29 protein-coding genes and 1 pseudogene are annotated in these 25,960 nt (G+C 62.1%); 14 read left to right on the top strand and 16 right to left on the bottom strand.

Annotated features, from left to right (window positions below; genetic code table 11):
• The 5 genes and pseudogenes from metX to ACIQ3A_RS08140 form a co-directional block, all read left to right on the top strand.
• Window positions 1-444 (top strand): annotated as a pseudogene (metX, locus tag ACIQ3A_RS08160) (homoserine O-acetyltransferase); the annotation flags it as partial.
• Window positions 445-556: 112 nt separating this feature from the next.
• On the top strand, window positions 557-1,141 hold the full coding sequence (gene metW, locus ACIQ3A_RS08155) for a methionine biosynthesis protein MetW (protein WP_396431246.1): 585 nt from the start codon (window positions 557-559) through the stop codon (window positions 1,139-1,141).
• Window position 1,142: 1 nt separating this feature from the next.
• A complete protein-coding gene (locus tag ACIQ3A_RS08150; RefSeq protein WP_396431245.1) occupies window positions 1,143-2,345 on the top strand; it encodes a multidrug effflux MFS transporter in 1,203 nt (400 codons plus the stop codon).
• Window positions 2,346-2,452: 107 nt separating this feature from the next.
• Window positions 2,453-4,036 carry a thymidine phosphorylase family protein gene (locus ACIQ3A_RS08145; protein WP_396431244.1) on the top strand — a complete coding sequence of 528 codons (1,584 nt, stop codon included), beginning with the start codon at window positions 2,453-2,455 and terminating at the stop codon, window positions 4,034-4,036.
• 13 nt (window positions 4,037-4,049) lie between these two features.
• Window positions 4,050-4,949, top strand: a complete 900-nt coding sequence (locus ACIQ3A_RS08140; RefSeq protein ID WP_396431243.1) for a ribose-phosphate diphosphokinase — start codon at window positions 4,050-4,052, stop codon at window positions 4,947-4,949.
• An 80-nt stretch (window positions 4,950-5,029) separates the two neighbouring features.
• Here ACIQ3A_RS08140 and ACIQ3A_RS08135 read toward each other — a convergent pair whose 3' ends face one another.
• The 5 genes from ACIQ3A_RS08135 to ACIQ3A_RS08115 form a co-directional block, all read right to left on the bottom strand.
• Window positions 5,030-5,485, bottom strand: a complete 456-nt coding sequence (locus ACIQ3A_RS08135; protein WP_396431242.1) for a MarR family winged helix-turn-helix transcriptional regulator — start codon at window positions 5,483-5,485, stop codon at window positions 5,030-5,032.
• Complete coding sequence (locus ACIQ3A_RS08130; protein WP_396431241.1) at window positions 5,478-6,620, bottom strand: Acg family FMN-binding oxidoreductase; 1,143 nt, start codon at window positions 6,618-6,620, stop codon at window positions 5,478-5,480. Before ACIQ3A_RS08130 ends, ACIQ3A_RS08135 begins: the two co-directional genes overlap by 8 nt.
• A 106-nt stretch (window positions 6,621-6,726) precedes the next feature.
• Window positions 6,727-7,263 carry a VOC family protein gene (locus ACIQ3A_RS08125; protein WP_396431240.1) on the bottom strand — a complete coding sequence of 179 codons (537 nt, stop codon included), beginning with the start codon at window positions 7,261-7,263 and terminating at the stop codon, window positions 6,727-6,729.
• Between the two features lie 85 nt (window positions 7,264-7,348).
• A complete protein-coding gene (locus ACIQ3A_RS08120) occupies window positions 7,349-7,579 on the bottom strand; it encodes a DUF2783 domain-containing protein (protein WP_396431239.1) in 231 nt (76 codons plus the stop codon).
• Between the two features lie 44 nt (window positions 7,580-7,623).
• Window positions 7,624-9,279, bottom strand: a complete 1,656-nt coding sequence (locus ACIQ3A_RS08115; protein WP_396431238.1) for an FAD-dependent oxidoreductase — start codon at window positions 9,277-9,279, stop codon at window positions 7,624-7,626.
• A 193-nt stretch (window positions 9,280-9,472) separates the two neighbouring features.
• On the opposite strand from ACIQ3A_RS08115, the gene ACIQ3A_RS08110 reads away from it, so the two are divergent.
• Entirely contained in the window at window positions 9,473-10,246 is a 774-nt protein-coding gene (locus ACIQ3A_RS08110; protein WP_396431248.1) for a FadR/GntR family transcriptional regulator, read from the top strand.
• Between the two features lies 1 nt (window position 10,247).
• Here the strand turns inward: ACIQ3A_RS08110 and ACIQ3A_RS08105 are convergent, their stop codons facing one another.
• On the bottom strand, window positions 10,248-11,267 hold the full coding sequence (locus ACIQ3A_RS08105) for a Bug family tripartite tricarboxylate transporter substrate binding protein (protein WP_396431237.1): 1,020 nt from the start codon (window positions 11,265-11,267) through the stop codon (window positions 10,248-10,250).
• Window positions 11,268-11,338: 71 nt separating this feature from the next.
• Window positions 11,339-12,211, bottom strand: a complete 873-nt coding sequence (locus tag ACIQ3A_RS08100; protein WP_396431236.1) for an oxaloacetate decarboxylase — start codon at window positions 12,209-12,211, stop codon at window positions 11,339-11,341.
• Window positions 12,212-12,282: 71 nt separating this feature from the next.
• Here ACIQ3A_RS08100 and ACIQ3A_RS08095 point away from each other — a divergent pair, with 71 nt between their 5' ends.
• Entirely contained in the window at window positions 12,283-13,077 is a 795-nt protein-coding gene (locus ACIQ3A_RS08095; protein ID WP_396431235.1) for an SDR family oxidoreductase, read from the top strand.
• 23 nt (window positions 13,078-13,100) lie between these two features.
• Window positions 13,101-13,646 (top strand): lipocalin family protein, encoded by a 546-nt coding sequence (locus tag ACIQ3A_RS08090; RefSeq protein ID WP_396431234.1) that lies wholly within the window; start codon window positions 13,101-13,103, stop codon window positions 13,644-13,646.
• Between the two features lie 33 nt (window positions 13,647-13,679).
• Here ACIQ3A_RS08090 and ACIQ3A_RS08085 read toward each other — a convergent pair whose 3' ends face one another.
• From ACIQ3A_RS08085 to ACIQ3A_RS08065, 5 genes are all read right to left on the bottom strand, one after another.
• On the bottom strand, window positions 13,680-14,297 hold the full coding sequence (locus tag ACIQ3A_RS08085) for a hypothetical protein (protein ID WP_396431233.1): 618 nt from the start codon (window positions 14,295-14,297) through the stop codon (window positions 13,680-13,682).
• 288 nt (window positions 14,298-14,585) lie between these two features.
• Complete coding sequence (locus tag ACIQ3A_RS08080; protein ID WP_396431232.1) at window positions 14,586-15,014, bottom strand: c-type cytochrome; 429 nt, start codon at window positions 15,012-15,014, stop codon at window positions 14,586-14,588.
• 131 nt (window positions 15,015-15,145) lie between these two features.
• Window positions 15,146-15,802 (bottom strand): pyroglutamyl-peptidase I, encoded by a 657-nt coding sequence (gene pcp, locus ACIQ3A_RS08075; protein ID WP_396431231.1) that lies wholly within the window; start codon window positions 15,800-15,802, stop codon window positions 15,146-15,148.
• A gap of 13 nt (window positions 15,803-15,815) precedes the next feature.
• Window positions 15,816-17,252, bottom strand: a complete 1,437-nt coding sequence (locus ACIQ3A_RS08070; protein WP_396431230.1) for an NAD-dependent succinate-semialdehyde dehydrogenase — start codon at window positions 17,250-17,252, stop codon at window positions 15,816-15,818.
• Window positions 17,253-17,361: 109 nt separating this feature from the next.
• Window positions 17,362-18,231: a LysR family transcriptional regulator gene (locus ACIQ3A_RS08065; RefSeq protein ID WP_396431229.1), complete on the bottom strand. Its 870-nt coding sequence runs from the start codon at window positions 18,229-18,231 to the stop codon at window positions 17,362-17,364.
• A gap of 110 nt (window positions 18,232-18,341) precedes the next feature.
• Between ACIQ3A_RS08065 and ACIQ3A_RS08060 the strand changes: the two genes are divergently transcribed.
• The 5 genes from ACIQ3A_RS08060 (at window position 18,342) to ACIQ3A_RS08040 (ending at window position 21,626) form a co-directional block, all read left to right on the top strand.
• Window positions 18,342-19,127 carry a DODA-type extradiol aromatic ring-opening family dioxygenase gene (locus tag ACIQ3A_RS08060; protein WP_396431228.1) on the top strand — a complete coding sequence of 262 codons (786 nt, stop codon included), beginning with the start codon at window positions 18,342-18,344 and terminating at the stop codon, window positions 19,125-19,127.
• Window positions 19,128-19,148: 21 nt separating this feature from the next.
• The gene (locus ACIQ3A_RS08055; protein ID WP_396431227.1) at window positions 19,149-19,709 is read left to right on the top strand and encodes a cytochrome b; all 561 of its coding nucleotides are present in this window, start codon (window positions 19,149-19,151) and stop codon (window positions 19,707-19,709) included.
• Complete coding sequence (locus tag ACIQ3A_RS08050; RefSeq protein ID WP_396431226.1) at window positions 19,706-20,272, top strand: YceI family protein; 567 nt, start codon at window positions 19,706-19,708, stop codon at window positions 20,270-20,272. Before ACIQ3A_RS08055 ends, ACIQ3A_RS08050 begins: the two co-directional genes overlap by 4 nt.
• Window positions 20,273-20,360: 88 nt before the next feature.
• Complete coding sequence (locus tag ACIQ3A_RS08045) at window positions 20,361-20,930, top strand: YceI family protein (protein ID WP_396431247.1); 570 nt, start codon at window positions 20,361-20,363, stop codon at window positions 20,928-20,930.
• Window positions 20,931-21,182: 252 nt separating this feature from the next.
• Window positions 21,183-21,626, top strand: a complete 444-nt coding sequence (locus ACIQ3A_RS08040; RefSeq protein WP_396431225.1) for a universal stress protein — start codon at window positions 21,183-21,185, stop codon at window positions 21,624-21,626.
• 18 nt (window positions 21,627-21,644) lie between these two features.
• Here the strand turns inward: ACIQ3A_RS08040 and ACIQ3A_RS08035 are convergent, their stop codons facing one another.
• Together ACIQ3A_RS08035 and argE are read right to left on the bottom strand one after the other, a co-directional pair.
• Complete coding sequence (locus ACIQ3A_RS08035; protein ID WP_396431224.1) at window positions 21,645-22,613, bottom strand: tripartite tricarboxylate transporter substrate binding protein; 969 nt, start codon at window positions 22,611-22,613, stop codon at window positions 21,645-21,647.
• Between the two features lie 39 nt (window positions 22,614-22,652).
• A complete protein-coding gene (gene argE / locus ACIQ3A_RS08030; protein WP_396431223.1) occupies window positions 22,653-23,873 on the bottom strand; it encodes an acetylornithine deacetylase in 1,221 nt (406 codons plus the stop codon).
• Between the two features lie 159 nt (window positions 23,874-24,032).
• Between argE and ACIQ3A_RS08025 the strand changes: the two genes are divergently transcribed.
• Complete coding sequence (locus tag ACIQ3A_RS08025; protein ID WP_396431222.1) at window positions 24,033-24,350, top strand: NIPSNAP family protein; 318 nt, start codon at window positions 24,033-24,035, stop codon at window positions 24,348-24,350.
• A gap of 33 nt (window positions 24,351-24,383) precedes the next feature.
• Here ACIQ3A_RS08025 and ACIQ3A_RS08020 read toward each other — a convergent pair whose 3' ends face one another.
• Together ACIQ3A_RS08020 and ACIQ3A_RS08015 are read right to left on the bottom strand one after the other, a co-directional pair.
• A complete protein-coding gene (locus tag ACIQ3A_RS08020) occupies window positions 24,384-25,103 on the bottom strand; it encodes an SDR family NAD(P)-dependent oxidoreductase (protein ID WP_396431221.1) in 720 nt (239 codons plus the stop codon).
• A gap of 15 nt (window positions 25,104-25,118) precedes the next feature.
• Window positions 25,119-25,960 (bottom strand): PDR/VanB family oxidoreductase (locus ACIQ3A_RS08015; protein WP_396431220.1); only part of this gene is annotated, 842 nt, incomplete at its 5' end.

Genomic DNA, 25,960 nt, shown 5'->3' with positions numbered 1-25,960 from the left:
CAGTTGCGCCAGGCCGTGACCGACAACGCTACCGGCTACAAATACTCCACGCAGGAAGTCGAATTCCAGATCGAGAGTTATCTGCGTTACCAGGGCGACAAGTTCAGCGAATACTTTGACGCCAACACCTATTTGCTGATCACCCGGGCGCTCGATTACTTCGATCCTGCCCGCGCCTTTGGCGGCGACCTGTCCAAGGCGCTGGGCCGCGCCACCTGCAAGTTTTTACTGATCAGCTTCACCACCGACTGGCGATTTTCGCCCGCCCGCAGCCGGGAGATGGTCAAGGCCCTGCTGGACAACCGCCGTGACGTGAGCTATGCCGAAATCGACGCACCGCACGGGCACGACGCCTTCTTGCTGGACGACGCGCGCTACATGAACGTGGTGCGCTCTTACTTTGACAACGTGGCCAACACCTTGCTCAAAAGAGGTGCGGCATGAGTGACGCACCGCACGGGCACGACGCCTTCTTGCTGGACGACGCGCGCTACATGAACGTGGTGCGCTCTTACTTTGACAACGTGGCCAACACCTTGCTCAAAAGAGGTGCGGCATGAGTGACGCCCTGACCATGCAAGCCATTGCCCGTTTGGTGCCGCAAGGCGCACGCGTGCTCGACCTGGGCTGCGGCGATGGCGCCTTGCTGGCCTACCTGCAAAAACACAGAGCCTGCACCGGCTATGGCGTGGAACTCGACGATGCCAATGTGCACGCCTGCGTGCAACGCGGCGTGAACGTAATCCAGTTGAACCTGGACGAAGGCCTGAGCCTGTTTGACGACCAGTCGTTTGACGTGGTGCTGCAAATCGACACGCTGCAACACCTGCGCAACGCCGAGACCATGTTGCGCGAGACGGTGCGCGTGGGCCGTGTCGGCATCCTGGCCTTTCCCAATTTTGCGCACTGGTTCAACCGCCTGAGCGTGCTGCAAGGCCGCATGCCGGTGACCCGGCGCCTGCCCTACCAGTGGTACGACACCCCCAACATCCGTGTGGGCACCTTTGCCGACTTTGGCGATCTGGCCCGCAAAAACCAGTTGCAGGTGGTGGACGCTTTCGGTCTGCAAAACGGCCAGGAAGTGCGCCTGCTGCCCAACCTGATGGCAGGCACTGCGGTCTACAAGTTGCAGCGCGGCTGACATGCCGCAACAACACGCCGGGGTGAATCCGCACCCCGAACATGGCCGCTGGCTGATCGCCAACTTGCTGGCCCAGATTTCCTTTGGCCTGCTGGCCATGACACTTTGTCTGCCGTCCATGCAGGAATGGGGCGCCCTCTTTGACACAAGCCAGGCCGATGTTCAGCTGACTTTCAGCGGCTACGTGGTCGCCTATGGGGTCTTGCAGTTGGTCTATGGCCCCTTGTCAGACCGGCATGGGCGCAAGCCGATCCTGATGCTGGGGCTGGCGGTGGCAGGGCTGGCCTCCATCATGGCGGCGATGGCCAGCGACATCACCACACTGACCGTTGCGCGCGTGTTGCAAGGCGCCGGCAGCGCAGCGAGCATGGTGGTCAGTCGCTCCATGGTGCAAGACCTTTTCACTGGTCCGAAACGCACACGGGTCATGGCCTACATCGGCATGGCGCTGGGCATGTGCCCGCCACTGGCCACACTGATCGGCGGCCAGATCCATGTGCGCTGGGGCTGGCAATTCAATTTCGTATTGCTGGCGGGGCTGGCCTTGCTGCTGTTGCTGGCCGCCTGGCGGGGTCTGCCCCGCGCGCCCAAACCTAAGCCGAGCGAAAGCCACTGGCTGCAAGCCATGCTGAGCGCCTACGCGCGACTGGCACGCGAACCGCGCTTCGTGCTTTATGTGCTGATTCTGGCGGGCAGCACCGCCACGTTTTATGTATTTCTGGGGGGTGCACCGATCGTGCTCAAGTCTTATGGCATCGGGCCCGACCGGATCGGCTGGTTCATCATGGCGGTGCCGCTGTCTTACATCCTGGGCAACTTCATGACCTCACGCCTGATCCAGCGGCTGGGCGAAGCCCGCGTGATGGCCTGGGGCCAGGCCCTGACCCTGACCGGTCTGGTTCTGATGCTTGCCTTGGGCTTAGCGGGGTTCCACACCGCGCTGGCGGTCGCACTGCCGCTGATGCTGCTGGGACTGGGTCATGGCTTGATCAACCCGCCTGCGCTGGCGGGCACCGTGGGCGTATTGCCCGCATTGGCCGGATCGGCGGCTGCCGTCGCGGGCCTGATGCAACAACTCACCGGGGCCACAGGGGGCTATCTGGTGGGGCTGGTCCCGCACGAAGGCGCGGTCAACCTGGGCTGGATGATGCTGGGCTTTGCACTGCTCGCTGCAGGGGCCCAATTTTTTCTGCACAAACGTTGATCGACAGCAAGGCCTGACACGCGCAGACCCACCTCAAGCCGTGATTGCGCTGTAGGCTCAAATCGATGCGTCGCAAACCCCTACCGCCCCTTGGTGAATTGACCCCCATGGCACCGCCTGACATAGCACCGCCCCCCGGCGTGCCCGTCTTGCCGTCTGCCCTGTCGCTGCGCAGGGTGGCCATCGACAGTTACCGTGAAAACGTGGCCTACCTCAACCGTAATTGCGCCGTGTACCGCGCCGAAGGTTTTCAGGCACTGTCCAAAATCGAAGTGCGGGCCAACGGCCGACATGTGCTGGCCACGCTCAATGTGGTGGACGACGACAGCATCGTTGCCTGCGGTGAGGTGGGCTTGTCCGAAGACGCCTTTCGGCATTTGGGCATCCCCGATGGACACGCCGCCTCGGTGGCACAAGCCGAGCCGCCTGCTTCGATGGAGGCGCTGTTTCGCAAGATCCATGGTGAGCGCTTGAACAAGGACGACTTTCACGCCATCGTGCAGGACATTGCGGGGCACCACTATTCCAAAATCGAGCTCACCGCTTTTGTGGTGGCCACCAACCGCGGCGAAATGGACCGCGAAGAAGTCTACTTTCTCACCGAAGCCATGGTCGCGGCTGGCCGTCGGCTGGACTGGCGCGAACCCCTGGTGGTCGACAAGCACTGCATTGGCGGCATTCCTGGCAACCGCACCTCGATGCTGGTGGTGCCCATCCTGGCGGCTTACGGCATCTTGTGCCCCAAAACCTCTTCGCGTGCCATCACCTCGCCCGCAGGCACCGCCGACACGATGGAGGTGCTGGCCAACGTGGCGTTGCCATTTGAAAAATTGTCCGAAATTGTGCGCACCCACCGGGGCTGCCTGGCCTGGGGCAGCTCGGCCGATTTGTCACCCGCCGATGATGTGCTGATCGCGGTGGAACGGCCCCTGTCGCTGGACTCGCCCGCGCAAATGGTCGCATCCATCCTGTCCAAAAAGATCGCGGCGGGTGCCACCCACTTGGTGCTCGACATCCCGATCGGCCCCACCGCCAAGGTGCGCTCCATGCCGGACGCACAGCGACTGCGGCGCTTGTTTGAGTATGTGGCAGCGCGCATGCATTTGTCACTCGAAGTGGTCATCACCGATGGCCGCCAACCGGTGGGCCAGGGCGTGGGCCCGATGCTGGAGGCGCGCGATGTGATGCGGGTGCTTGAAAACGACCCGCGTGCGCCCATGGACTTGCGGCAAAAAGCCTTGCGCCTGGCTGGGCGGCTGATCGAAGCTGACCCCGATGTGCGCGGCGGCGATGGCTTTGCCGTGGCGCGTGACATCCTGGATTCGGGCCGCGCCCTGACCCGCATGCAGGCCATCATCGCGGCGCAAGGCGCACGCCCGTTTGACCACAACCACCCGCCCCTGGGGGCGTTGACACTGGAGGTGTGTGCCATCACCGATGGGGTGGTGACGGGCATCGACAACCTGCAGATCGCCCGCGTGGCTCGCCTGGCCGGCGCCCCCAAAGTGCAAAGCGCAGGCGTCGACCTGTTGCACAAACTCGGCGACAGCGTGGCAAAGGGCGAGCCGCTGTACCGGGTGCATGCGGCCTACCCGAGCGACCTGGATTTTGCCTCGCAGCTGTGCCGCAAATCGAGCGGTTACACCCTGGGCCAGGCCCACGAAGTACCGCACGTGTTTGTGGAGTTCTGAAGGTCAAGCACCGATGTCAGATACCGCCGCCCTGTTGTACTTTGAGGATGAGGCGCCCGCCGCGCTTAGCCTGGCCGAAGCCGCAGGACTGGTGCCCCGGCTGATTCAGCGCCACCACTTTCCAGACGGCGAAATCCGGCTGACACTGCCCGCGCACTTGCCGCCACGCGTGGTGTTGCTGCGCAGCCTGCACCATCCCAATGACAAACTGACCGAGCTGCTGCTGGCTGCGCCCACAGCGCGTGCACTGGGCGCGAGGCACCTGAGCCTGGTCGCGCCCTACCTGGCCTACATGCGGCAAGACACGGCATTTGCGCCCGGCGAGGCCGTCAGCCAGCGCATCGTGGGCCATTGGTTGGCGTCGCTGTTCGATGCGGTCATCACCGTGGACCCGCATTTGCACCGCGTCACCACTTTGGCAGAGGCCGTGCCTGCCCGTCAGGTCACCTCGCTGAGCGCAGCACCGTTGCTGGGCGAGTGGATTGCACAACACCGACCCGGCGCTTTCCTGCTCGGGCCCGACAGCGAGTCGGCGCAATGGGTCAGGCAAGCGGCCGCTGCCCACGGCCTGCCGCACGCGGTGTGCAACAAAGTTCGCCACGGCGACCGCGCTGTGCGCATCACGCTGCCCACGTGCGATCTGCGCGGCAAAGCGGTGGTGTTGCTGGACGACGTGACCAGCAGCGGCCACACCCTGGCCACCGCCGCCGCATTGGCCCTGGCCGCAGGTGCCGCCAGCGTGGACGTCGCCGTGACGCACGCCTTGTTGGCAGGCGATGCGCTGCAACGCATCCACCAAGCCGGGGTGGAGGAATTTTGGAGCACCGACAGCGTGGTGCATCCAAGCAATGTGGTGGCCTTGGCGTCTTTGCTAGCGCAAGCGCTCAAGGCGGATGCCCCTCAGGCCCATTGATGGCGTTGTAGTCAATGGCGTGTCGAATGCCAAAACGAGCGAGGGCTTTGATATCTGTGTTTTTTGTGGCTTGTGGCTTGTCAGGCGCGAGGGGCGCGCTCAGCATCAAGAAATTGGCGCAAGCTTTCCAGATCGGGCAGCATTTTGGCAAGCTGATCGGGTGGAATGGCGGCGGCGATGCGGCCCAGATCAGGGGCAAGCGCGTCGATTGTCGACTGCCGGAAGGCGCGACCGGCGTCAGTGATATGAACCAGCTTGGAACGCCCATCTTCGGGATTTGCCTGAAGGGCGATCAGGCCAGCCCGCTCCAGCACAGCGAGCGAATGGGTCATTGAAGTCTTGGGCACCTGAAATGCGCGGGCCAGTGAGAGTGGGGTCTGACCATCACTGACCCGAACCAGATGGTTGAGCACCGAAAACTGCGCCAAAACAAAGCCCGACGGAAGCCGGGCTTCGAGCAGGGTGCGCGACAACTGCGCGATGATCCCTATTTCGTTGAGCACCCGGAAATAGAGTGCGAGTGCTGGATCAGGCAATTCTTGTCTCGAGCGGCCAGCGCGGGCTGGCGGTGGTTTGGGGGCCAAAGCCGATACGCGACAACATCTGAACGGTTCCGCCTGTCGGCGCAAGCCGTTTATGCACTGTTGCGTAATGATCGGCCATTTCTGGAAATTCCTGCAAGGCTTGGCTCAGTGGTTGAAATCCAAGACCTTCAGATGTTACCGCAAGGTTCACGCGCAACCAGTCCGCCCCGGTGGCGATCTGGTCGGCGCGGCTGTTGCCGGCAGTAACCAGCCAGACGTGCCCCATCGCTGTGTCGGTGTTGGCAAAGACAGCATCCAACCCGGCCTTATAGGCGCTGGAGGTGGGATCTGCCGCTGCAGCTCGGGTGAATTGGCCCGCGACGTGGAGGGCTTCAAAAAGTGGCCCGGTGAAATCAATGCCGTCGGGGTTGGCGTCAACCTCGCGGTGGCCGATCCGGAACAGGTCGATGCTCTCCTGAAAAGTGCGCGGGGTCTCAATCTCTATTTGCAGCGCATTGTGGGTCAGCTCTCGCCACGTGGCAACCTCGGTGGCATCCACCGTACCGCCAAAGCGCGCGCCATTCGCGACCACTGCACCGATGCGTGCGAGGGCTGCCGGATCGACGGTGCGGGACATGTCGAAAGGCTCTTTGTTTGAGCGCCGTAGCTGCACCTGAGCGAAAAGCGGATCGCGCGCTACGGTTGTGTCCGGTGTGAAGACCACCCGGGCAACGGGCCGCCGGTCCAGACCGGCCGGGCTGCTGCCTTGCGGAAAGATGGTTGTTTCCAGCCTGTGCCCATTTTCAGCCGCCGCCATCCGCAACAGTTCCAGAAAGCAGCCAAGGCCGATGGTGATCTGCCGGTTGAACGGATCTGTTTTGGGCAACAGTCGATCAGGGTCGGCATAAAGCGTCACGACACCCGGCTCCGCCAGATTGGCCATCCAGGGTTGCCGGTTATGCGGATTGGGCGCAAGCAGGGCCCATGACAGCGCATGCATCCGCGGGTCTTGGTATTTGCCGGCCATTTGCCACGGAAGGCTGGCCGTCTTTGGCAGGCGCGTCACGGCGTATCCCAGACCACCGCCGGCGGCCACAATGACCCCACCACCCACCAGCGCAAGAATTTTTCGGCGCGAAATTGACATAGACCATCCATTTGGTTCGATAAAGGACTAGATAGTACAACATCGAACCAATTTATCAAGGACGAGTTTTACGCCTTTCTCGCTTGCCTGGGGGCGCTGAGCCTCTTCAGCTTTGCAGCTCGGTCTCGTGCATCCAGGCCGCGTGCTTGGGGGCGCGTTTGGTCTGGGCCCACTCGTTGAGCATGTCCCACTTGCAGGCATCCAGCTTGGCGTACATCTCGGGGGTGCCCACGTCAGCGGCCAATTCCAGGCGGTGACCGCTCGGGTCAAAAAAGTAAATGCTCTTGAAGATGGTGTGGTTGGTGGGCCCCAGGACCTCCACACCATTGGCCTGCAGACGGGCCTTGGCTTCTTCCAGCACTTGCAGGTTGTCGACCTTGAAGGCGATGTGCTGCACCCACTCGGGGGTGTTGGTGTCACGGCCCATGTCGGGCGAGTTGGGCAACTCGAAAAAGGCCAGCACGTTGCCACCCCCTGCATCCAGAAAGACGTGCATGTACGGGTCGGGCGCTTTGGTCGAAGGCACCAGGTCTTCGGCAATCGCCAGCACAAAGTCCATGTTGAGGTTTTTGACGTACCAATCGACCGTTTGCTTGGCGTCTTTGCAGCGGTAGGCAACGTGGTGAATTTTGTTCAGCTTCATGGCGTTTTCTCCAGGTAAGAAAGTGGGTGCGGGGCAGCAGCTTGCCCCATGGACGCGGTGGCCAATCCGCGAAATGGCCAAGCGTTCAAGTGCTTTCTCGAGCGGCTTGCAGGGCTTCACGCAGCACTTGCAAATCGCCAATGTGGTTGGCCAGCAGCAAGATCAAGCGGGCATTCAGCGCCTCGCTTTGTTCGTCGCTCAGGCCGTTGTGGGCGTCGATCAGGTGTTCGTAAAACTCGTCGCCGGGCGAAAAGTCACGAAAAAACCGGCGACCCGCTTCGTGGAAATTCGGGTCTGTTTTCAATGCGCTGTTCATGTTTGTCCTCACGGGTGTCGGGGTTGAGAGGGGTGAGGGGGCGTTCAGGCGTGGCCGATGGCGCGGGCCAAAGCTGCCTGCACCTTGGCGATGTCCAGTTGGCGCCAGCGGCCCACCACGTGCTGGTCAGGGCGCAACAGATAAGCAGTGCCAGCTTGGGCGTCGTAGCGCTTGGCCATCCAGCCCTGGTGGTCCACCAGCACCTGAAAGCCGGGCACATCGAGCGCCTGTCGGGCCACGATCAGGGCCTTGACAGGCACCGCGCCTTGCTGGAGGGCCTGCAGTGCGGCCAAGTCTTTGCCAACGGGCGCCGCCTCCACAAAGTACAAAGCCTGAAAGCCCTTGCCCACCTGGTCGAGCAGCCATGCGTCCTGCCCCTTGACCTGCACGGGGGCATCGTCCATGGGCGCGCCCGGCACCATATTGCCTTCAAAAGCATCGGCATCGGGCGTGTTGAGCACCGAGCCCGTCAAGAACGAGGGCACCGACAAGCGGCCCGAGTTGACCAGCTTGCGTGCAAACGGGTGTAGCTTGGCCAGCGCCAGCACCTGGTTGCGGAAGGTCTTGCTGGTGCGGCTCTTGGGGGTGATGAAGTCGGTCGAGCGCGTCGAGTTCATGATGTTTTCGTCGGCGGCAAACTGGCGGTCGTGCGCATAGGTGTCGAGCAAGCGCTCGGACGCCTGGCCTTTGATCACCAGGCCCAGCTTCCACATCAGGTCGTCGGCATCCTGAAAGCCCGAGTTGGCGCCACGCGCACCAAAGGGCGAAACCTGGTGCGCCGCATCGCCCGCGAACAGCACGCGGCCGTGGCGAAAGTCGGTCATGCGGCGGCACTGGAAGGTGTAGATGCTGACCCACTCCAGCTCGAACGGGCGCTCATCGCCGAGCATGGCCTGCAATCGCGGAATGACTTTTTCGGGCTTCTTTTCCTCTTCGGGGTCAGCGTCCCAGCCGAGCTGAAAATCAATGCGCCAGACGTTGTTGCTTTGCTTGTGCAGCAGCACACTTTGGTTGGGGTGAAAGGGTGGGTCGAACCAGAACCAGCGCTCTGCCGGGTAGTCGGCCTTCATGATCACATCGGCGATCAGGAAACGGTCCTGGAAGACACGGCCTTCAATGTCCAGCCCCAAATGGCGGCGCACCGGGCTGCGTGCGCCATCGGCCACCACCAGCCAGTCGGCCTCGATGTCGAAGCTGCCTTCGGGCGTTTCCACCGTCAGCGTGGCGTGCTCGGCGGCAGGTGTGACAGCGGTCACCTTGTGCTGCCAGCGGATGTCTGCGCCCAACTCCAGGGCCCGGGCGATCAGCATTTCCTCAATGTGGTACTGCTGCAAATTGATCATGCCGGGGCGCTTGTGGCCCGCATCGGGCACCAGGTTGAACTGGTACACCTCCTCTTGCTCAAGGAAGGTGCGGCCAATGTTCCAGCTCACCCCCAGGTCGCAAGCTTGATCGGCAATGCCCAGCCGATCCAGGATTTCGAGCGAGCGCTTGGCATAGCAAACAGCCCGCGAGCCGACCGAGACGGTCTTGTCATCGTCCAGCACCAGCACCTCCAGCCCCTGCAGACGGGCATCGATGGCCGCAGCCAGACCCACAGGCCCTGCCCCAATGACGATCAGAGGCTTGCGCTGCGGTGGTGTCGACATCAGGTCGGCAGGCCCTTTGTAGGGATAAATCGGGTTGGTATAAGCGCCCATGCGTGCTCTCCGGCCATGAGAAATGCACCCTCAGGTGCGACAGGTCGTAATTTACTATAGATAAATCAGTTTACCTATCCGTAATTCACTAAGTTGCAGGGCTTTTGTTTCACCCGATGCCAAACCCCGCTATTTTCATCACACAACGTGAAGTCACGCTATGCTCAAGCCACGTCTTTTGTATGACAACTTCATGACCCAGAACTTCACACCCGTCTCCAGTGGCGCACGCCTGTCCGACCAGGTCGCGGAGCAACTGACCACCGAGATCAAACAGGGTCGCCTCTCGCCGGGGGACAAACTGCCCACCGAGGCGCGTCTGGTCGCGCAATTTGAAGTCAGCCGCACCGTGGTGCGCGAAGCGGTGTCTCGCCTCAAATCTCTGGGCCTGGTCGACTCGCGCCAAGGCAGCGGGGTCTTTGTGAGCCAGCAGCTGCCGTTCGCGCCCCTCAACTTTGAAGCCCGACACGCCGCCTCTCAAGAGGCCGTGGTTCAGATGGTCGAGGTGCGCCGGGCGCTGGAGGCCGAAGTGGCCGCGCTGGCAGCCATGCGGCGCAACGCCCATGACATTGGTGCCATTCGGCAAGCGGTCACGGCGCTGGATGCCGCTGTGAAATCGGGCGGCAATGGCGTGGCCGAAGACGTGAAATTTCACCGGGCCATTGCGGACGCTGCGCGCAACCCCTTCCTGATTCAGACCCTGGAATACCTGGGCCAGTTTTTGCTCGGAGCCACGCAAGTGACCCGGGCCAACGAAGCACGCCGGGTGGACTTTGCCGCCGAAGTGCAACGCGAACACCAGGCCATTTTGAAGGCCGTCGAGGCTGGTGATGCCGAAGGGGCCAGGCAAGCAGCGGCCACGCACATGGGCAACGCCATCACCCGCATCCAGAGCGCAGACCCGGCCTTCTGGTTGCAAGAAGGCGAGCGTCTGGCGCAGCCCCTGGTGAAAGGGCTGTGGGGCTGAATCATTCCGCCTTGATGTTGGCCGCCTTGACCACCGCTGCGTAGCGCGAGAGGTCACGCGCCATGTCGCGGCCAAATTTTTCAGGGCCACCAGGGCTGGCGGTGATGCCCAGGGTGTTCAGGCGTTCGCGCACCGCCGGGTCGTTCAGCACCGCGTTCAGCTCGGTGTTGAGCTTGTCCACAATCGCCCGGGGCGTTTTGGCCGGGGCCAGCAAGCCCACCCAAGAGTTGATGTCGAAATCGGCCACACCGTTTTCAATGAAGGTGGGCACATCGGGCAAGGATGGCGCTCTTTGTGCACTGGACACCGCCACGGCATGCAGCTTGCCCGACTTGACGTGCTGTATCGCCCCCGCCACAGCGGTGTACACCAGCGGGATGGAGCCACCCATCACATCGATCATGGCCTGACCACCGCCTTTATAGGGGATGTGTGTCAGGTTGGCACCCGTGCGCTGCTTGAGCAATTCGCCCGCAATGTGCGGCGTCCCGCCCGTGCCCGAAGTGCCATAAGACAGGCCACCCGACTGGGTTTTGGACAGGGCGATCACTTCCTTGAGGGTCTTGGCCGGCACGCCCGGGTGCGACACCAAAATCAGGATGGCATCACCAATCTTGCCAATCGGGGCAAAGTCTTTGGCGGTGTCAAAACCCACTTTGGGAAAGACGTGCGGGTTGATGACCAAGGTGCCGTCAAAGCCCAGCAGCAAGGTGTAACCATCGGGTTCGGCCGCGCTCACCATTTGCGTGCCGATGTTGCCCGAGGCACCGGGTTTGTTGTCCACAATCACCTGCTGGCCCAGGCGTTTGGACAACTGCTCGGCGATCAGTCGGCCGCTGGTGTCGGTCACACCGCCGGGCGCAAAGGGCACCACCAGGCGAATCGGTTTGGCCGGGTAGGCTGTTTGCGCGGCGGCTGTATGGGCGCCAAGGGCCAACGCTGCGCACACACCCGCCGAGAGGCTGGTGGTCAACAGGTTTTGCAGCCAGTGGCGGCGAGATTGGGTGCTGAGGTTTTTCATGCTTGTCTCCTTGTGGTTTTCGTCATGTACGGGGGCCGCATTGCGCCGTTGCTGGCAACACGGCGATGTTGTCATTCGGTTTCAGCGTAGCGCTTCTCAAAAGCCCACACATCCTCAAACCCCATCAGGCGCGTGAGGTCGGCAAAGTCGTACAAGGGCGTGCTGCCCTGCGCCGATGAGCCAGCATCCTTGAACTGCTGGTAGACCTGCGTCATGGCCTGCACCCCGGCCAGCAAAGCGGTGACCGGGAAGATGGCGATCTTGTAGCCCAAGGCCTCCAACTCGGGGCGGGTCAGCACCGGGGTGCGACCTTTCTCGACCATGTTGGCCACCAGAGGCACGTTAAAGCTTTGGCCGATGCGGCGCATCTCTTCTTCGGACTCGGGCGATTCGACAAACAGGATGTCGGCCCCCGCCTTGGCATAGGCCTCGGCCCGGCGCAGCGCTTCGTCCAGGCCCAGCGTGGTGCGGGCGTCGGTGCGCGCAATGATCAAAAAGTCTTTGGATGCACGCGAATCCACCGCCACGCGGATCTTGCGCACCATGTCGGCCATGGGAATCACCCGGCGGCCCGGTGTGTGGCCGCATTTCTTGGGGAACTCCTGGTCTTCCAGCTGAATGGCCGCCGCGCCTGCCGCTTCGTAGCCGCGAATGGTGTGGCGCATATTGAGCAAGCCACCATAGCCCGTGTCGGCATCGGCGATCAAGGACGTGCGCGCCATGCCCGCCATGGCTGTGACGCGGCCCACCATGTCGCTGTAAGTGGCCAAGCCCGCATCGGGCAAGCCCATGTGCGAGGCCACCGTGCCATAACCGGTCATGTACAGCGCATCAAAACCGAAGCTGTCGGCCAGGCGCAGGGACACCATGTCAAACACACCGGGGGCCACCACCAGTCCGGGCTGGTTCAAACGCGCACGCAAGGCAGAGGTTTTGGTGTTCATGGGGCAAGCTTTGGGCAAGAGTGATTAAATCGGCAGGGTTCGAATTTTCCATTTCAGCAGAAGAAAGCCCCATGAACCTTCACCTAAGCGACAAGCACATCCTGATCACCGGCGGCAGCAAAGGCATTGGCCTGGCCTGCGCCCACGGTTTTTTGAGCGAGGGCGCCCGCGTGACGCTGGTCTCACGCGATGCCGCCAACCTGGCGCGTGCACAGCAGCAACTGCTGGCCGCCTGCCCAGGTGCGCACATCCACACCGTTACCGCCGATTTGCAAAATGCCGGCGCGGCCCTGGCTGCACTGGATTCATCCGAAGCTGCGTTTGGCCCGGTGGATGTATTGGTCAACTCTGCCGGCGCCGCCAAGCGCACGCCCGCCCCCGAGTTGACACCGGCAGCATTTGCCGATGCCATGCAGGCCAAGTACTTCACCTACATCCACATGATCACCCCGACCATCCACCGCATGGCCGAGCGCGGTCAGGGTAATGTGGTCAACGTGGTGGGCAATGGCGGCAAAGTGGCCAGCCCGATCCACCTGCCCGGTGGCGCAGCCAATGCCGCCCTGATGCTGGTCAGCGCCGGTCTGGCCGCGGCCTACGGCCCGCAAGGCATCCGTGTCAATGCGGTCAACCCCGGCTTGACCCTGACCGACCGGCTGCACGAAGGCTTTGCAGCCGATGCCCGCGTCAAAGGACTCAGCCCCGATGAAGTCATGGCGCAATCGGTGGCCAAAATCCCCCTGGGTCGCATGGCCGAGCCCGAAGAAATTGCCAACGCGGTGCTGTTTTTGGCCTCGTCAAAAGCCAGCTACATCACCGGCATTTGCATGAGCATGGACGGGGCACTCAACCCCATCGTGTTTTGAGCAGGCTTCCACCCCTGAGCAGCTTGCGAAAACTTGGGCTGGCTGCACTGGTCTGCCTGGGCTCATGGGGCGTGGCCTGCCAGGCCCAGACCCGCTTGGCACCCTTGGCAACGGTGCCCTCGGTGGATGTGCCGCGCTACATGGGCACCTGGCATGAGATCGCCAAATACCCCAACTGGTTTCAAAAGAAATGCTTCAGCAGCACACAAGCCACTTACAGCCTGCAAGCCGATGGCCAGGTGCAGGTGCTGAACCGCTGCAAAACAGACAAAGGCGAATGGAGCGAAGCGCTGGGCGCGGCCCGGCAGATCGGTGGCCCGACCTCAGCGCAACTCAAGGTGCGCTTTGCACCCGAGTGGCTGTCTTTCATTCCGCTGGTGTGGGGCGATTACTGGATCATCGCGCTGGATGCAGACTACCAGTGGGTCGTGGTCAGCGAACCGCAACGCGAGTACCTGTGGATTTTGTCGCGCACGCCGCAAATGCCAGCCACCACTTACCAGGCCTTGCTGGGCAAGCTTGAAGGCTGGGGCTTTGACCTGAAACGGCTTGAGCCCAGCCGCCCCTGAAACCTGGCGCCATTCAAACTGGCGCCCTGGTGTTCAGTGCGCCGCTTCGGCCTGGCGCACCTGAGTGGCTTCACTGGCCATCAACCAGCCTTGGTTGGCGGCGTCTTGCGCCAATTGGGCAATCAAGGCGCGGGCATCGGCATTGACCATGGCCACCGGTTGCAAACGCAAGGCGGCATCACAAAAATGGTGCACCACCTCGGCCACATCATCGGCATTCAAGGCGGTGGGTTTGTGAACCGGTGTGCAACGCACTTTTTGGCCCAGCGCTCTGTAGAAAACAGCGGCCATGTGGGCCGAAGCGCCATACAAGCTGCGCAACTGGCCGGCCGCGGTCACGCGCAAGGTGTAACCGTATTTGCCCTTGACACACTCGGCCTCGGTGATGTCGCCCAAGGCGAAATGGTGCACCAGGTTGCCGCTGTCATGCTCTGAAACCAGCAACTGCTGATCGGTCAGCAACCACAAACCTCGCCCCGCCAGCACCACCCGGCCCAGCACATAGGCCAGCACACGCTCCTGGGGGTGAATGTGGTCGCGCAACTGGTCCACATCGGCTTGTTTGAGCAAGCTGGCGCCATAGGGGTTAGCACCTTCAATCAGCAGTTCGCTCAGTTCATTGCCATTTTTCAAAAAGTCCAGCCAGGCCATACAAATCTCCAAATTAGCCTTAGATGTTCGGGCATGGCCAAGGAGAAAGACCCGCCTAAAGGTAAATGGACCTACTTTGAGCCAGGTTATTGCTGGTGCGGAGGGCCTGCTCGGCGCCCCCACGCCAAGGGCATCATGGTTAAAAACTGCCCCTGCGAGCCGCAGGACCGCCCCCTGGTCAGACTGATTGTTCGGCCTTGCAGGGCATCGGTGTGTCACTTGCTTGGGCGATTAAAGACACGGGTGTGGCCGCACGGGCACGGCAACGCCTGCGTTTGGCCCCCGGCATCACGGCAGCTGAACCGTCTCCAGGTACATGAGCAATGACACGATGCGGTTGCGCGCCGACCACTCGGCGGTGCGGGGTGAGTCGCTCGGCTGGGTCATGGCCCGGGCCTTGAATTCGTTGCCCCACACCGGCATTTCGCGCGACCCGTGGGGCCCGGCATCACCCGACCAGCGGCCGTCGATCACTTCCCACATCAACTCCTGCGGAAACTTGCCCCCATTGCGCCGGGCAATCGTGGTCAGGTCTGAAGGGGGCTTGACCAAAAAGGAATGCACGGGTCCATCGCCTTTGCCCGACATTCCGTGGCAGCTGGCGCAATTGTCCCTGTAGTCGACACGGCCCAGGCCGACCGAAGTTTGTGCCCAAGCGGTGGCCGTGATGCTGAGGATGCTGGCGATCACCGCCTGGCTGATGGAATTGTTTTTCATAAGGTCTCCTGTTGATTTGCATGAGCCTCATCATCGAAAAACAAGCCGCTTGGGTCTGTGCGTTTGCGCGCAAAAACCACGCAAAAACCTCTACCGCATTTCAAACCGAAGGCTACCGGTTAAGGGGTAGTTCAGTTCAGCGTACCGCCCGTCAGCACCGCATCGGCCAACCCCTGTTGTCGGTGCTGCACCAACAAGGCCAGGGCCTGCTGCACCCCCGCCACCATCAGGCTTGCAGGCCAACTGGGCAAGTTGGGCCCTGCCCAGTGGGCCGCCTGCTCGGGCAGCAAAGGCACATGCATGAAACCGCTGTGCACGCCCTGGCCGGCCAGTGCATGTTGCAGGCCATAGAAAACCTGGTTGCAGACAAAAGTGCCTGCCGTTTGCGAGACCGAAGCCGGAAACCCCGCGGCCCGCAAACCCGCCACCAGGGCCTTGATGGGCAAGCTGCTGAAATAAGCCGCAGGGCCGCCGGCCGCCACCGGCACGTCGATCGGCTGCGCACCCGCGTTGTCGGGGATGCGGGCGTCTTGCACATTGATGGCCACGCGCTCGACTGAAAAATCGCAGCGCCCCTCGGCCTGGCCCAGCGCCAGCACGATGTCGGGGCGATGCGATGCCAAGGCCTGTTTCAAAGCGGGCAAGGCCTGCGCAAACACGCAGGGCAATTGCACCGCCGTGACCTGCGCCCCAGCGATCACCTCGCCGTGCAATGCGCGCGCCACCTCCCAGGACGGGTTGAGGCTTTGACCGCCAAAGGGCTCAAACCCGGTGAGCAGAACACGCATCGGCTGGACAGCTTCAGACGTTGAAGATCGACACCGTCTTGGTGGTCAGGTAGGCCTCCAGCGCCTCGGGGCCGCCTTCAGAGCCATAGCCAGAATCTTTCATGCCGCCAAAAGGCAGCTCGGGCCAAGGGGCCGCAGGCTGGTTGACCCACAACATGCCCACTTCCAGGCGCTGGCTGAGCAGGTGCGAGGTCTTGAGCGATTGGGTGAATGCGTAGCCAGCCAGGCCAAAGGGCAGGCGGTTGGCCTCGGCGATGGCGTCTTCGATCTTCTCGAAGCTGCGGATCGCCGCGATGGGGCCAAAAGGCTCGTGGTTGACCACATCGGCATCGAGCGGCACATGCGACAAGACCGTGGGTGCAAAGAAGTGGCCTTGCGTACCGATGCGTTCACCGCCAGACAAGACCTTGGCACCTTTGGCGCGGGCGTCCTGCATGATGGCTTGCATGGCCAGCAAACGGCGCTCGTTGGCCAACGGGCCCATGCCGGTGCCAGCGACCAGGCCATCGCCGACTTTCAGCGAGTCGGCGTGCGCAGCCAACAAGCTGGCAAATTCATCGGCAATCTTGTGGTGCACCAAAAAGCGGGTGGGCGAAATGCAGACCTGCCCCGCATTGCGGAACTTGGCGGCGCCTGCCGTCTTGACGGCCAAGGCAATGTCGCCGTCTTCGGCCACGATCACCGGGGCGTGGCCACCGAGTTCCATGGTCACGCGCTTCATGTGCTGCCCGGCCATGGCGGCCAGTTGTTTGCCTACCGGCGTGGAGCCGGTGAAGGTGATCTTGCGGATCAGCGGGTGCGCGATCAGATAACTGGAAATGTCGGCCGGGGTGCCAAACACCAAACCAATCACACCTGCGGGCACGCCCGCATCGTGAAAGGCCCGGATCAGCTCGGCAGGCGACGCAGGGGTTTCTTCAGGGGCCTTGACGATGATCGAGCAGCCAGTGGCCAGGGCGGCCGCCATTTTGCGCACGGCCTGGTTGATCGGGAAATTCCAGGGCGTGAACGCGGCGACCGGGCCCACGGGCTGTTTGAGCACGTTTTGCTGCACATTGATGTTGCGCGGCGGCACGATGCGGCCATAAACGCGTCGACCCTCTTCGGCAAACCACTCGATGATGTCGGCCGACGACATGACCTCGACCTTGGCTTCGGCCAGCGGCTTGCCCTGCTCTAGCGTCAGCAACTCAGCAATTTGTGGGGCGCGTTCGCGCATCAGCGCCGCCGCCTTGCGCATGATGGCGCTGCGCTCGTTGGCCGGCACATCGCGCCACAACTCAAAGCCTTTTTGCGCGGCTTGTGCAGCACGCTCAAGATCAGGCACACCCGCATGGGCGAGCCGTCCGATTTCGGTGCCGTTGGCCGGGTTGAACACGGGCATGGTGCGGCCACCTTCGGCGTCGCACCACTGGCCGTTGATGAAAAGTTGGGTGTGGGGATAAGTCATGACGGGGTCCTGGCTGATGAACAGTGGGTAAAAAGGTGGGCCATTGTGGCTTGGATTGCAGTTTGCCATGCCCCGTGCCAGGTCAACAACGGGACACCCAAAGCCCGGGTCAGCTTTTGCCCAAGAAGTCCGCGAGGTGGTCCATCAGCACATTCACCCGGTGCGGGATGTAGCGATTGCTGGGCAAAACCGCGTAAATGCCCAAGGGTGGCGCCTGGAACGGTTGCAGTATTTCCACCACCTCGTGGCGCTGCAAAAAAGGCTCGGCAATGAAGTCGGGCTGCAAAGCGATGCCCATACCCTGGGCTGCGGCCTGCACCAGCGCCAGCCCGTTGTTGGCCTGGATGCGACCGCGTACCGGAAAAGCCTGCACCTGTCCGTCCAGCTGGAAGGGCCAGGTAGCGCTCTTGGCGGTCATCGAATAGACCAGGCACTCATGGTGGCGCAACTGCTCGGGGTGGGTGGGTGTGCCGTGCTCAGACAGGTAGCCCGGCGAGGCCAGCGTCAGAAGGCGGCAACGGCCCAGCGTGCGCACGATGTCGCCAGGCTGCAAGTCAGCCGTGATGCGGATCGACAGGTCGAGGCCCTCCTCGATCAGGTTGGCATGCTGGTCAGAAAAGTCCATCAACAGCTCAATGTGCGGCTGTGCCTTGGCAAAGTCGAGCAAGGCGGGCATCAGGCGCTGCAAGCCAAAACTCAAGGGCAAGCCCAGCCGGATGCGCCCACGCGGCACGGCTTTTTCTTCCTCCAGGCTGGCCTCGGCGGCATCGACCAGGTTCAAAATCACCCGGCACTTTTCCAGATACGCTGCGCCCGCTGGGGTGAGGGTCAGGCTGCGGGTGCTGCGCGTGATGAGCTTGACGCGCAGGTGCTTTTCGAGTGCGGCGATCTGGCGCGTGACCACCGAGCGGGCCACCTGCAGCTGGTCGGCCACGGCGGTGAATGTGCCCGCCTCGGCCACACGCACAAAGATTTGCATTGCATCGAGCTTGTCCATTGTTGCTGATTTTGCAACAAACATTTTTAGATTTGCTACTTTTTCTGATCGATACAAGCACCTAAAGTCCCCTCATTGAAATTGAAGACGCCATGCCCACCCCACGCCCCATCTTGTTTGTGCCCCACGGCTCCCCCATGTTTGCCCTGCGCCCCGGTGCAGCGGGTGCGGCCATGAGCCAGCTCGCGAAGCAGCTGGGCGCGCCCCGCGCCATCGTGGTGCTCAGTCCGCATTGGGACACGGCGGTGCCCACCGTGGGCTTTGCCACCCGGCCCGAGACCCTGCACGACTTTGGCGGCTTTGACCCCCGCCTTTACGACATGCAATACCCCGCGACCGGTTGTCCCGAAGTCGCCGCCCAAGTCATGACCGCTTTGCAAAATGCGGGCTTGCCGGTGGCGCAAGACGCCGGGCGCGGGCTCGACCACGGCGCCTGGATTCCGCTGCGCCAGATGTTCCCCGATGCGGACATTCCCGTTGTGCCGCTGTCGGTGCAAAGCCATCTGGGGCCAGAACACGCTTACCGCATCGGTCAGGCACTGGCCCCACTGGCTGCGCAAAACATCCTGATCTTGGCCTCGGGCAACGTGACGCACAACCTGCACGACTTCATGCGGGTGAGCTCACAAGGGGGCGGCACCCCGCCTTATGTGCAGGCCTTTGCCGACTGGATCCACGACCACGTGACAGCGCGCGACGTGCCCGGCCTGCTGGCTTACCGCCAGACCGCTGAAGGCCAACGCGCTCACCCCACCGACGAACACTTGCTGCCCCTGTTCACTGCCTTGGGGGCAGCGGGCGATGGCGCGCAAGCGGAGGCATTTTTTCGGGGCATCAGTGAGCATGTGATCGCCATGGACGGCTACACCTTCCACTGAACCTTGCCAAAGGACCACCGCATGAGCACCCTGCACTACACCCGCACCGCCAAAAGCCTGCACTGGCTGATGGCCCTGATGATTTTTGGCCTGCTGGCCTTGGGCTTTTACATGAGCGACCTGCCCTTGTCGCCCGATAAATTGCAGTTCTACGCGTGGCACAAATGGGCGGGTGTAAGCGTGTTCGCCCTGGTCTGGCTGCGCCTGGCTTGGCGCGTCACGCACCGCCCTCCGCCACTGCCAGGCAGCATGCCCAAGCACATGCAATGGGCCGCCCACGCCGGTCACGCACTGTTGTATGGGCTGATGATCGCCATCCCCTTGAGCGGCTGGCTGATGAGTTCGGCCAAAGGCGTGCAAACCGTTTGGTTCGGCGTGCTGCCTATCCCCGACCTGCTGGGCAGAGACAAGGAACTGGGCAAGCGTCTGGCGGAGCTGCACGAAGCCTTGAACATTGGCTTGCTGCTGCTGATCGCAGGCCATGCAGCGGCCGCGTTTTTCCACCACTTTTTCCACAAAGACGACACGCTGCGCCGCATGCTGCCCAACCGTCCATCTGCCAACCCCCGAGAAACCCCATGAACACCCTTTTGAAAACCCTGCTGGCCTTGTCGGCCGGCGCACTGACTTGGCAAGCCCAGGCAGCGCCTTACCAATCCATCGTGCCCGCCAAGAGCAGCGTCAGCTTCAGCTACAAGCAAATGGGTGTGGCCATGGACGGCCGCTTCAAGAAGTTTGCCGCCCAGCTGAGCTTTGACCCGGCCAAAGCCGAACAGGCCAAAGCCGGCTTTGAAGTGGATCTGACCAGCGTGGACACCGGCTCGGGCGAGGCCGATGACGAGGTGGTGACCAAATCGTGGTTCAACGCTGCGGCCTTCCCCAAAGCCCAGTTTGTGGCCAAACAAATCAAACAAACCGCCCCCAACCAGTACGAAGTGCAAGGCACGCTCAGCATCAAGGGCCTGACCCGCGAGCTGAAGTTTCCGATGAAGCACAGCGCACAAGGCAAGGACGGCCTGTTGACCGGCAGCTTCACCATGAAGCGCGCTGACTACAGCATTGGCGAAGGCATGTGGGCCAAATTCGACGTGGTGGCCAACGACATACAAGTCAATTTCTCCCTCGCCACCACGCTGGGCAAATAAGCCCCCAAGCCCAAGCCCAAGCAAATTTCTGCCCCTTCACTTTTTCACACGCACCCTTTTTTTACACAGGAACTTTCCCATGACATCTCTGAAAAAACTCAGCGCCGCACTGGCCTTCGCATCGGTCGCCGCAGGCTCGGCTCTGGCCGCCCCAGTGACCTACAACGTGGATGGCTCGCACACCTTCCCACGGTTTTCTTATTCTCACTTTGGCCTGTCCAACCAACTCAGCAGTTTCAGCAACACCACCGGCAAAGTCGTCTTTGACGCTGCAGCCAAAACCGGCTCGGTGGAAATCGTGATCGACCTGAAGTCAGTCAACACCGGCTTTGCCGACTTCAACAGCCACATCCAGGGCGAAGACTTTCTGGACACCGCCAAATTCCCCACTGCCACCTTCAAGTCGACCCAGGTGGTGTTTGAAGGCGACAAGCCCAAGGCCATCGAAGGGCTCCTGACCCTCAAAGGCGTGACCAAGCCGGTCACCCTCACGGTGACCCATTTCGTGGCGACTGCCCATCCCATGGCGAAAAAGCCGGCTTTGGGTGCCAACGCTTTCACGACCGTCAAGCGCACAGAGTTCAACGCTGGTAAATACGCGCCTTACGTGGGTGACGAAGTGCGCATCGACATCGCCATCGAAGCCATCGCGCCTTAAGCCTTTCCGCAGCCGTTTGATGCAAGGCCACCCTGGGTCTCGCCGGGGTGGCCTTTATTCATGGGTGTGGGCGCCCTACACCTCAAGGTGTAGTCCCTCAGACAGAGGTTAATTAACCGTTGGGTAGCTGGCAGATTGCCATTTGTTTTTTTAGCATGGGGGCTCTTTTCATAAAGAAGACGGTATCAACCCATGCGCCCAGAAACACACCCACTTATGGGACTGTGGTCGCAAACAATTGTGGAGACCACGATGTCCTTGTTCAAGAAAATTCTGGTGCCCATCGATGGCAGCAGCACGTCCAACAAAGCGCTGGACTATGCGATCAAAATTGCACAGGCCGATAAAGCCGAGGTGCGCTTCGTCTATTGCATTGACGAGCTGTCATTGCTCGTCAACCCTGAGTATTCTGGCGAAATCATTCAGCTGGCCCGAGACACGGGTCACAAAATTTTGCAGGACGGCATGGCAATCGCCAAGGCGGCCAACGTCAAAGCCGACACAAACCTGATAGACCGGGCCGGGCAACGCCTGGGTGAATCGGTAGCCAATGCAGCAGGCGACTGGGGTGCCGATTTGATCGTGCTCGGCACGCATGGCCGACGCGGCATTGGCCGCGTCTTGCTGGGCAGTGGCGCAGAGCAAGTCATGCGCATGGCCCCCGTGCCCGTGCTGATGGTCCGGGGTTCTGACTGAGCGGCCTGGGGCAGGCGATCAGTCGATTTTGGCGCCCGAAGCCTTCACCACCTGGGCCATGCGCACATAGTCGGCAGCCAGCAGCTTGCCGAAGTCGGCGTTGCTCATGTCGCGCGGCTCAATGCCTTGTTTGTCCAGGCGCGCCAACACCACCGGGTCTTTGAGCAGCTTGCTGACGGCCGCGTTGATGCGGTTGGCCTCGGCGACCGGGATGGCTGCAGGACCCAGAAAGCCGAACCACGAATCAAACTGATAACCCGGCAAGCCGCTCTCGGCAATGGTGGGCAGCTCGGGCAGGTATTTGCTGCGCTGGGGCGAGGTCACGCCCAGCAAACGCACGCGGCTGTCTTTGGCAAAGGCCAGCGCGCCAATGCTGGCGGCAATCACAGCCTGAGCGCGGCCTGACAGCACTTCGTTGATGGCTTCGCCCGTCGCCTTGAGCGGGATGTGCACCACATCGATGCCCGCCAAACCGGTGAAGTAAGCCATGGCCAAATGCGTGGCACTGCCCACGCCGGCGCTCGCGTAATTCATCTTGCCGGGGTTGGCCTTGGCGTAGCGGATGAATTCGGCAGCCGTCTTGGCAGGCACATCGGGGTTCACCATGAGCACGTAGCTCGCACTGCCAATGTGGGCCAGTGGGGTGAAATCTTTTTGTGGGTCGTAGGCCAGCTTGGTGTACAGCGATCCGGCAATGTTGTGGCTGGCGGCAGCGGCCACCATCACGGTGCCATCGGCCTCGGCGCGGGCCACATAGCCAGTGCCCACGGTGCCGCCTGCACCGGGTCGGTTTTCCACAATCACCGTTTGGCCCAAGGCCACGCCCATTTCCTGCGACAGTGCGCGGGCCAAGGTGTCCTGCACGCCACTGGAGGCAAAGGGCACCACAATGCGCACCGTTTTGGTGGATTGTGCTTGGGCCAAGCCCACGGCCGACAGCATGGCCATGCCGAGGCTGGAGGTCAAAATTTCACGACGTTGAATCATGTGAGTTTCCTTGAGTAGGGTTCGATCGTTTGAAAAAAATCAGGCCACGCACACCCGGTCGGCCAAGCGGCGCATGAATCGCTCACACCATGCCAGTTGTTCAATCGTGACCCATTCGTTGGGCTGGTGCGCCTGCGCAATATGGCCTGGGCCGCAGACGATGGTGGGCACACCCGCCTGATGAAACAATGCAGCTTCCGTGCCAAAAGAGACCTTGCCCGCGCCGCTCGCCGGATCGACCTCAGCGCAGTCAAAGCACAGTTGGGCGATCTCGCTGTCGGCCTCGGTGGCAAAGCCGGGCAGCACCGATTTGAGTTCGTGCGTGATGCCCGTGTCGGGCGCCACCGCTTGCATGGCGGGCACCAGGCTCTCGCCAAAGGCTTGGGCCCGGGCAAACAAATCTTCGGGCGTGTTCAGGTGGTGGTGACGGATTTCCCAGGTCACTTCGCACTGGCGCGGGATGATGTTGAGCGCCGTGCCCCCCGCGATCACGCCGGTGTGCACGGTGGTATGCGGCACGTCGTAAATCGGGTCAAACGGGCCGTTTTGCACCAATTCGCGGTGCATGCTTTTCAGGTTGGCCACAAACTCGCAGGCGATCTCGACCGCGTTCACGCCCAAAGGCGTGAGCGAAGAATGCGCCTCAAAACCGTGCACAGTGGTTTTGTACGAGTGCTTGCCTTTGTGTGCGATCACCACCTGCATGCCCGTGGGCTCGCCCACGATGCAGCCGGCAGGTTTAAAGCCCTGGGCCTGCATGTCGGCAATCATGCGGCGCACGCCGATGCAGCCCACCTCTTCGTCGTAGCTGAATGCCAAGTGAATCGGGCGCTTGAGTTTCCGTTTGAGCAGCTCGGGCACCATCATCAGGCAGGTGGCGCCAAAGCTCTTCATGTCGGTCACGCCCCGGCCAAACATCTTGTCGCCCACGATCTCGACCTTGAACGGGTCGGTGTCCCAGGGCTGACCGTCCACCGGCACCACATCGGTGTGGCCCGACAAGACCAGCCCGCCGATTTTGCTTTCGCCGTCGTGCGCGGGCAACGTGGCCCACAGGTTGGCTTTTTGGCCGCTGTCGTCGTAGGTGCGGCTGCAGGCAATACCCAAGTCCTTCAGGTAAGCCTCGGTCCAGTCCAGCAAAGCCAGGTTGCTGTCGCGGGAGACAGTGGCAAAGGCAATCCATTTTTCGATCAGGGGCAGGGCCGCCAGATCGGCGGCCTGCACATTGGCCAAGGCAGCGCTTGAGAGAGGGGCATTCATAAGAGACTCCGTCAAAAAGGGCCTCGAGCGGGTGAGGCCGTAATTGATCTTACAGGGCCTCACCGAGGCAGCCTGCGCCCGGCGTCACCTTGCCGACATGCCCACCGGCTGTGTCCGCCTAAAGTGGACGGGTCATCCACCTCATTACCTGGAGTTTTCATGGCCATTTATGAACTGCGCACCTACAGCGTGATCGTCGGAAAAATGTCGGAAGTCATCTCGCTTTACAGCCAGGAGGGTTGGCCTGCGCTGTCCAAGCACCCGCAAAAACTGGTGGGTTATTTCACGGGCGATGTGGGCGCGCTGAACGAATTGATCCATCTGTGGAAATTTGACGACGACGCCGATCGCCGGGCCTTTTGGGCCGGGGTGTTTTCCGACCCGGCCTTTTTGGCCTTTGCAGCCAAAATCCGCCCGCTCATGCGCGAGCAAAACAACAAGCTCATGTTGTCAGCCCCCTGGGGACCGCAGCCCTGAAGCTGCGCCAGCCAGAACGTCGGGTTCGGCGGCTCACTGGATCAGGTAGCCGCCATCGATGGGCAAAATCACGCCCGTGATAAACCGCGCCGCCGGGCTGGCCAAAAACAGCACCGGGTCGGCCACGTCTTCCGGTTGGCCCCAGCGGCCCAAAGGCGTGCGGCTCAAAATCTGGGCCGTGCGCGTCGCATCGTCCTGCAAAGCCTGGGTCAAGGGCGTCGCAATCCAGCCCGGTGCCACCGCGTTCACGCGAATGCCGTCTGCCGCATAGGCAATGGCCAGCGACTTGGTCAGTTGCGCCACGCCGCCCTTGCTGGCGCTGTAGCCTGGCACCAGACCACCGCCAAAAAAGCTGAGCATTGAGGCGGTGTTGATGATGCAGCCCTTGCGGGCTTTGAGCCCTTCGCGCGCAGCAGCGCACACGCGCATGGTGCCGTTCAGGTTGATGTCCACCGTCTGCGCGAATACCTCGGGGTCGAGTTCGGCCTCGCGCCGGATCACCCCCGCGCAATTGACCAGCACATCCAGCGCCGGGAACTCACCGACCATTGCGCGCACATCCACCCCTTGGCGCACATCCAGCACACGAAATGTGATCGGGTGGTTGGCAGGCCAGGCTTGCGCCGCCTCGACCTCGGCCAGCGTGGCCCCGGTGGCCGTGACATGGGCCCCCGTGGCGGCAAATGCCCGGGCAATCGCGGCACCAATGCCGCTGGTGCCGCCTGTGATGAAAACTTGCTTGACCTGGTCCATAAATCGCTTTCCTTTTTAAAGATCGAGGGCGATGAGACCCCCGGCCTGCTTGGCCCGTGAGCAGCACAAAATGATGTTGTGCTGCCGCTGCTTTTGCCCGAGCACAAAGTCACGGTGCTCAACTTCGTCAGACGCCTGCGCGTCGTAAGGCCGGGCACACACGCCGCACAGGCCGTCGCTGCATTTCACGTCAATGGCCACGCCCGCTTGGGCCAGCACGTCGGTGGCGCTGAGGTCGGCGGGCACGCTCAAGCGGCGACCTGACTTTTGCAACAGCAGCTCAAAGGGCTGGTTCACCCAGGCATCGGCTTCAGGCACGCTGAAGTATTCGCGGTGCATGGCGTCTTCTGGCCAGCCGTGCGCAGTGGCCGCCTCGAACGCGCCGTCCATGAAGCGCGGCGCACCGCAGGTGTAGACGTGCTGGCCTGGCTCATATTCAGGCAGCAGTTGCGGCAAGTCGGCGCGCTGGCCTTCGTCCTTGAAATGGAACTTCACCCGATCGCGCCAAGGCACCTCGGCCAAGTCTTTCAAAAACCCCGCCGTTTTTCGGCTGGCCGCGCTGTAATGAAAATCAAAGGGCTTGCCCAAAGCGTGCAGCCGGTGCGCCATGGCGATCATGGGGGTCACACCAATGCCGCCAGCCATCAGCCAGCTGTGCGTGGCGTCTTCGTGCAGCGCAAAGTGGTTGACCGGGCGCGACACAAACACCCGCCGCCCTTCGCGAAAGACCCGGTGCATCAGCGCCGAGCCGCCGCGCCCACCCTGGTCGGGTGGCTCGCGCAACACACCCAGCACATAGCGGCTGCGGTCGGCCGGGTCGCCCGCCAGGCTGTAGGGGCGTTGGTATTCGGGCGCGA

The sequence above is a fragment of the Limnohabitans sp. genome (assembly GCF_044361985.1).
Classification (GTDB): Bacteria; Pseudomonadota; Gammaproteobacteria; order Burkholderiales; family Burkholderiaceae_C; genus Limnohabitans_A.
This window is presented reverse-complemented; position numbering and strand designations above follow the sequence as displayed.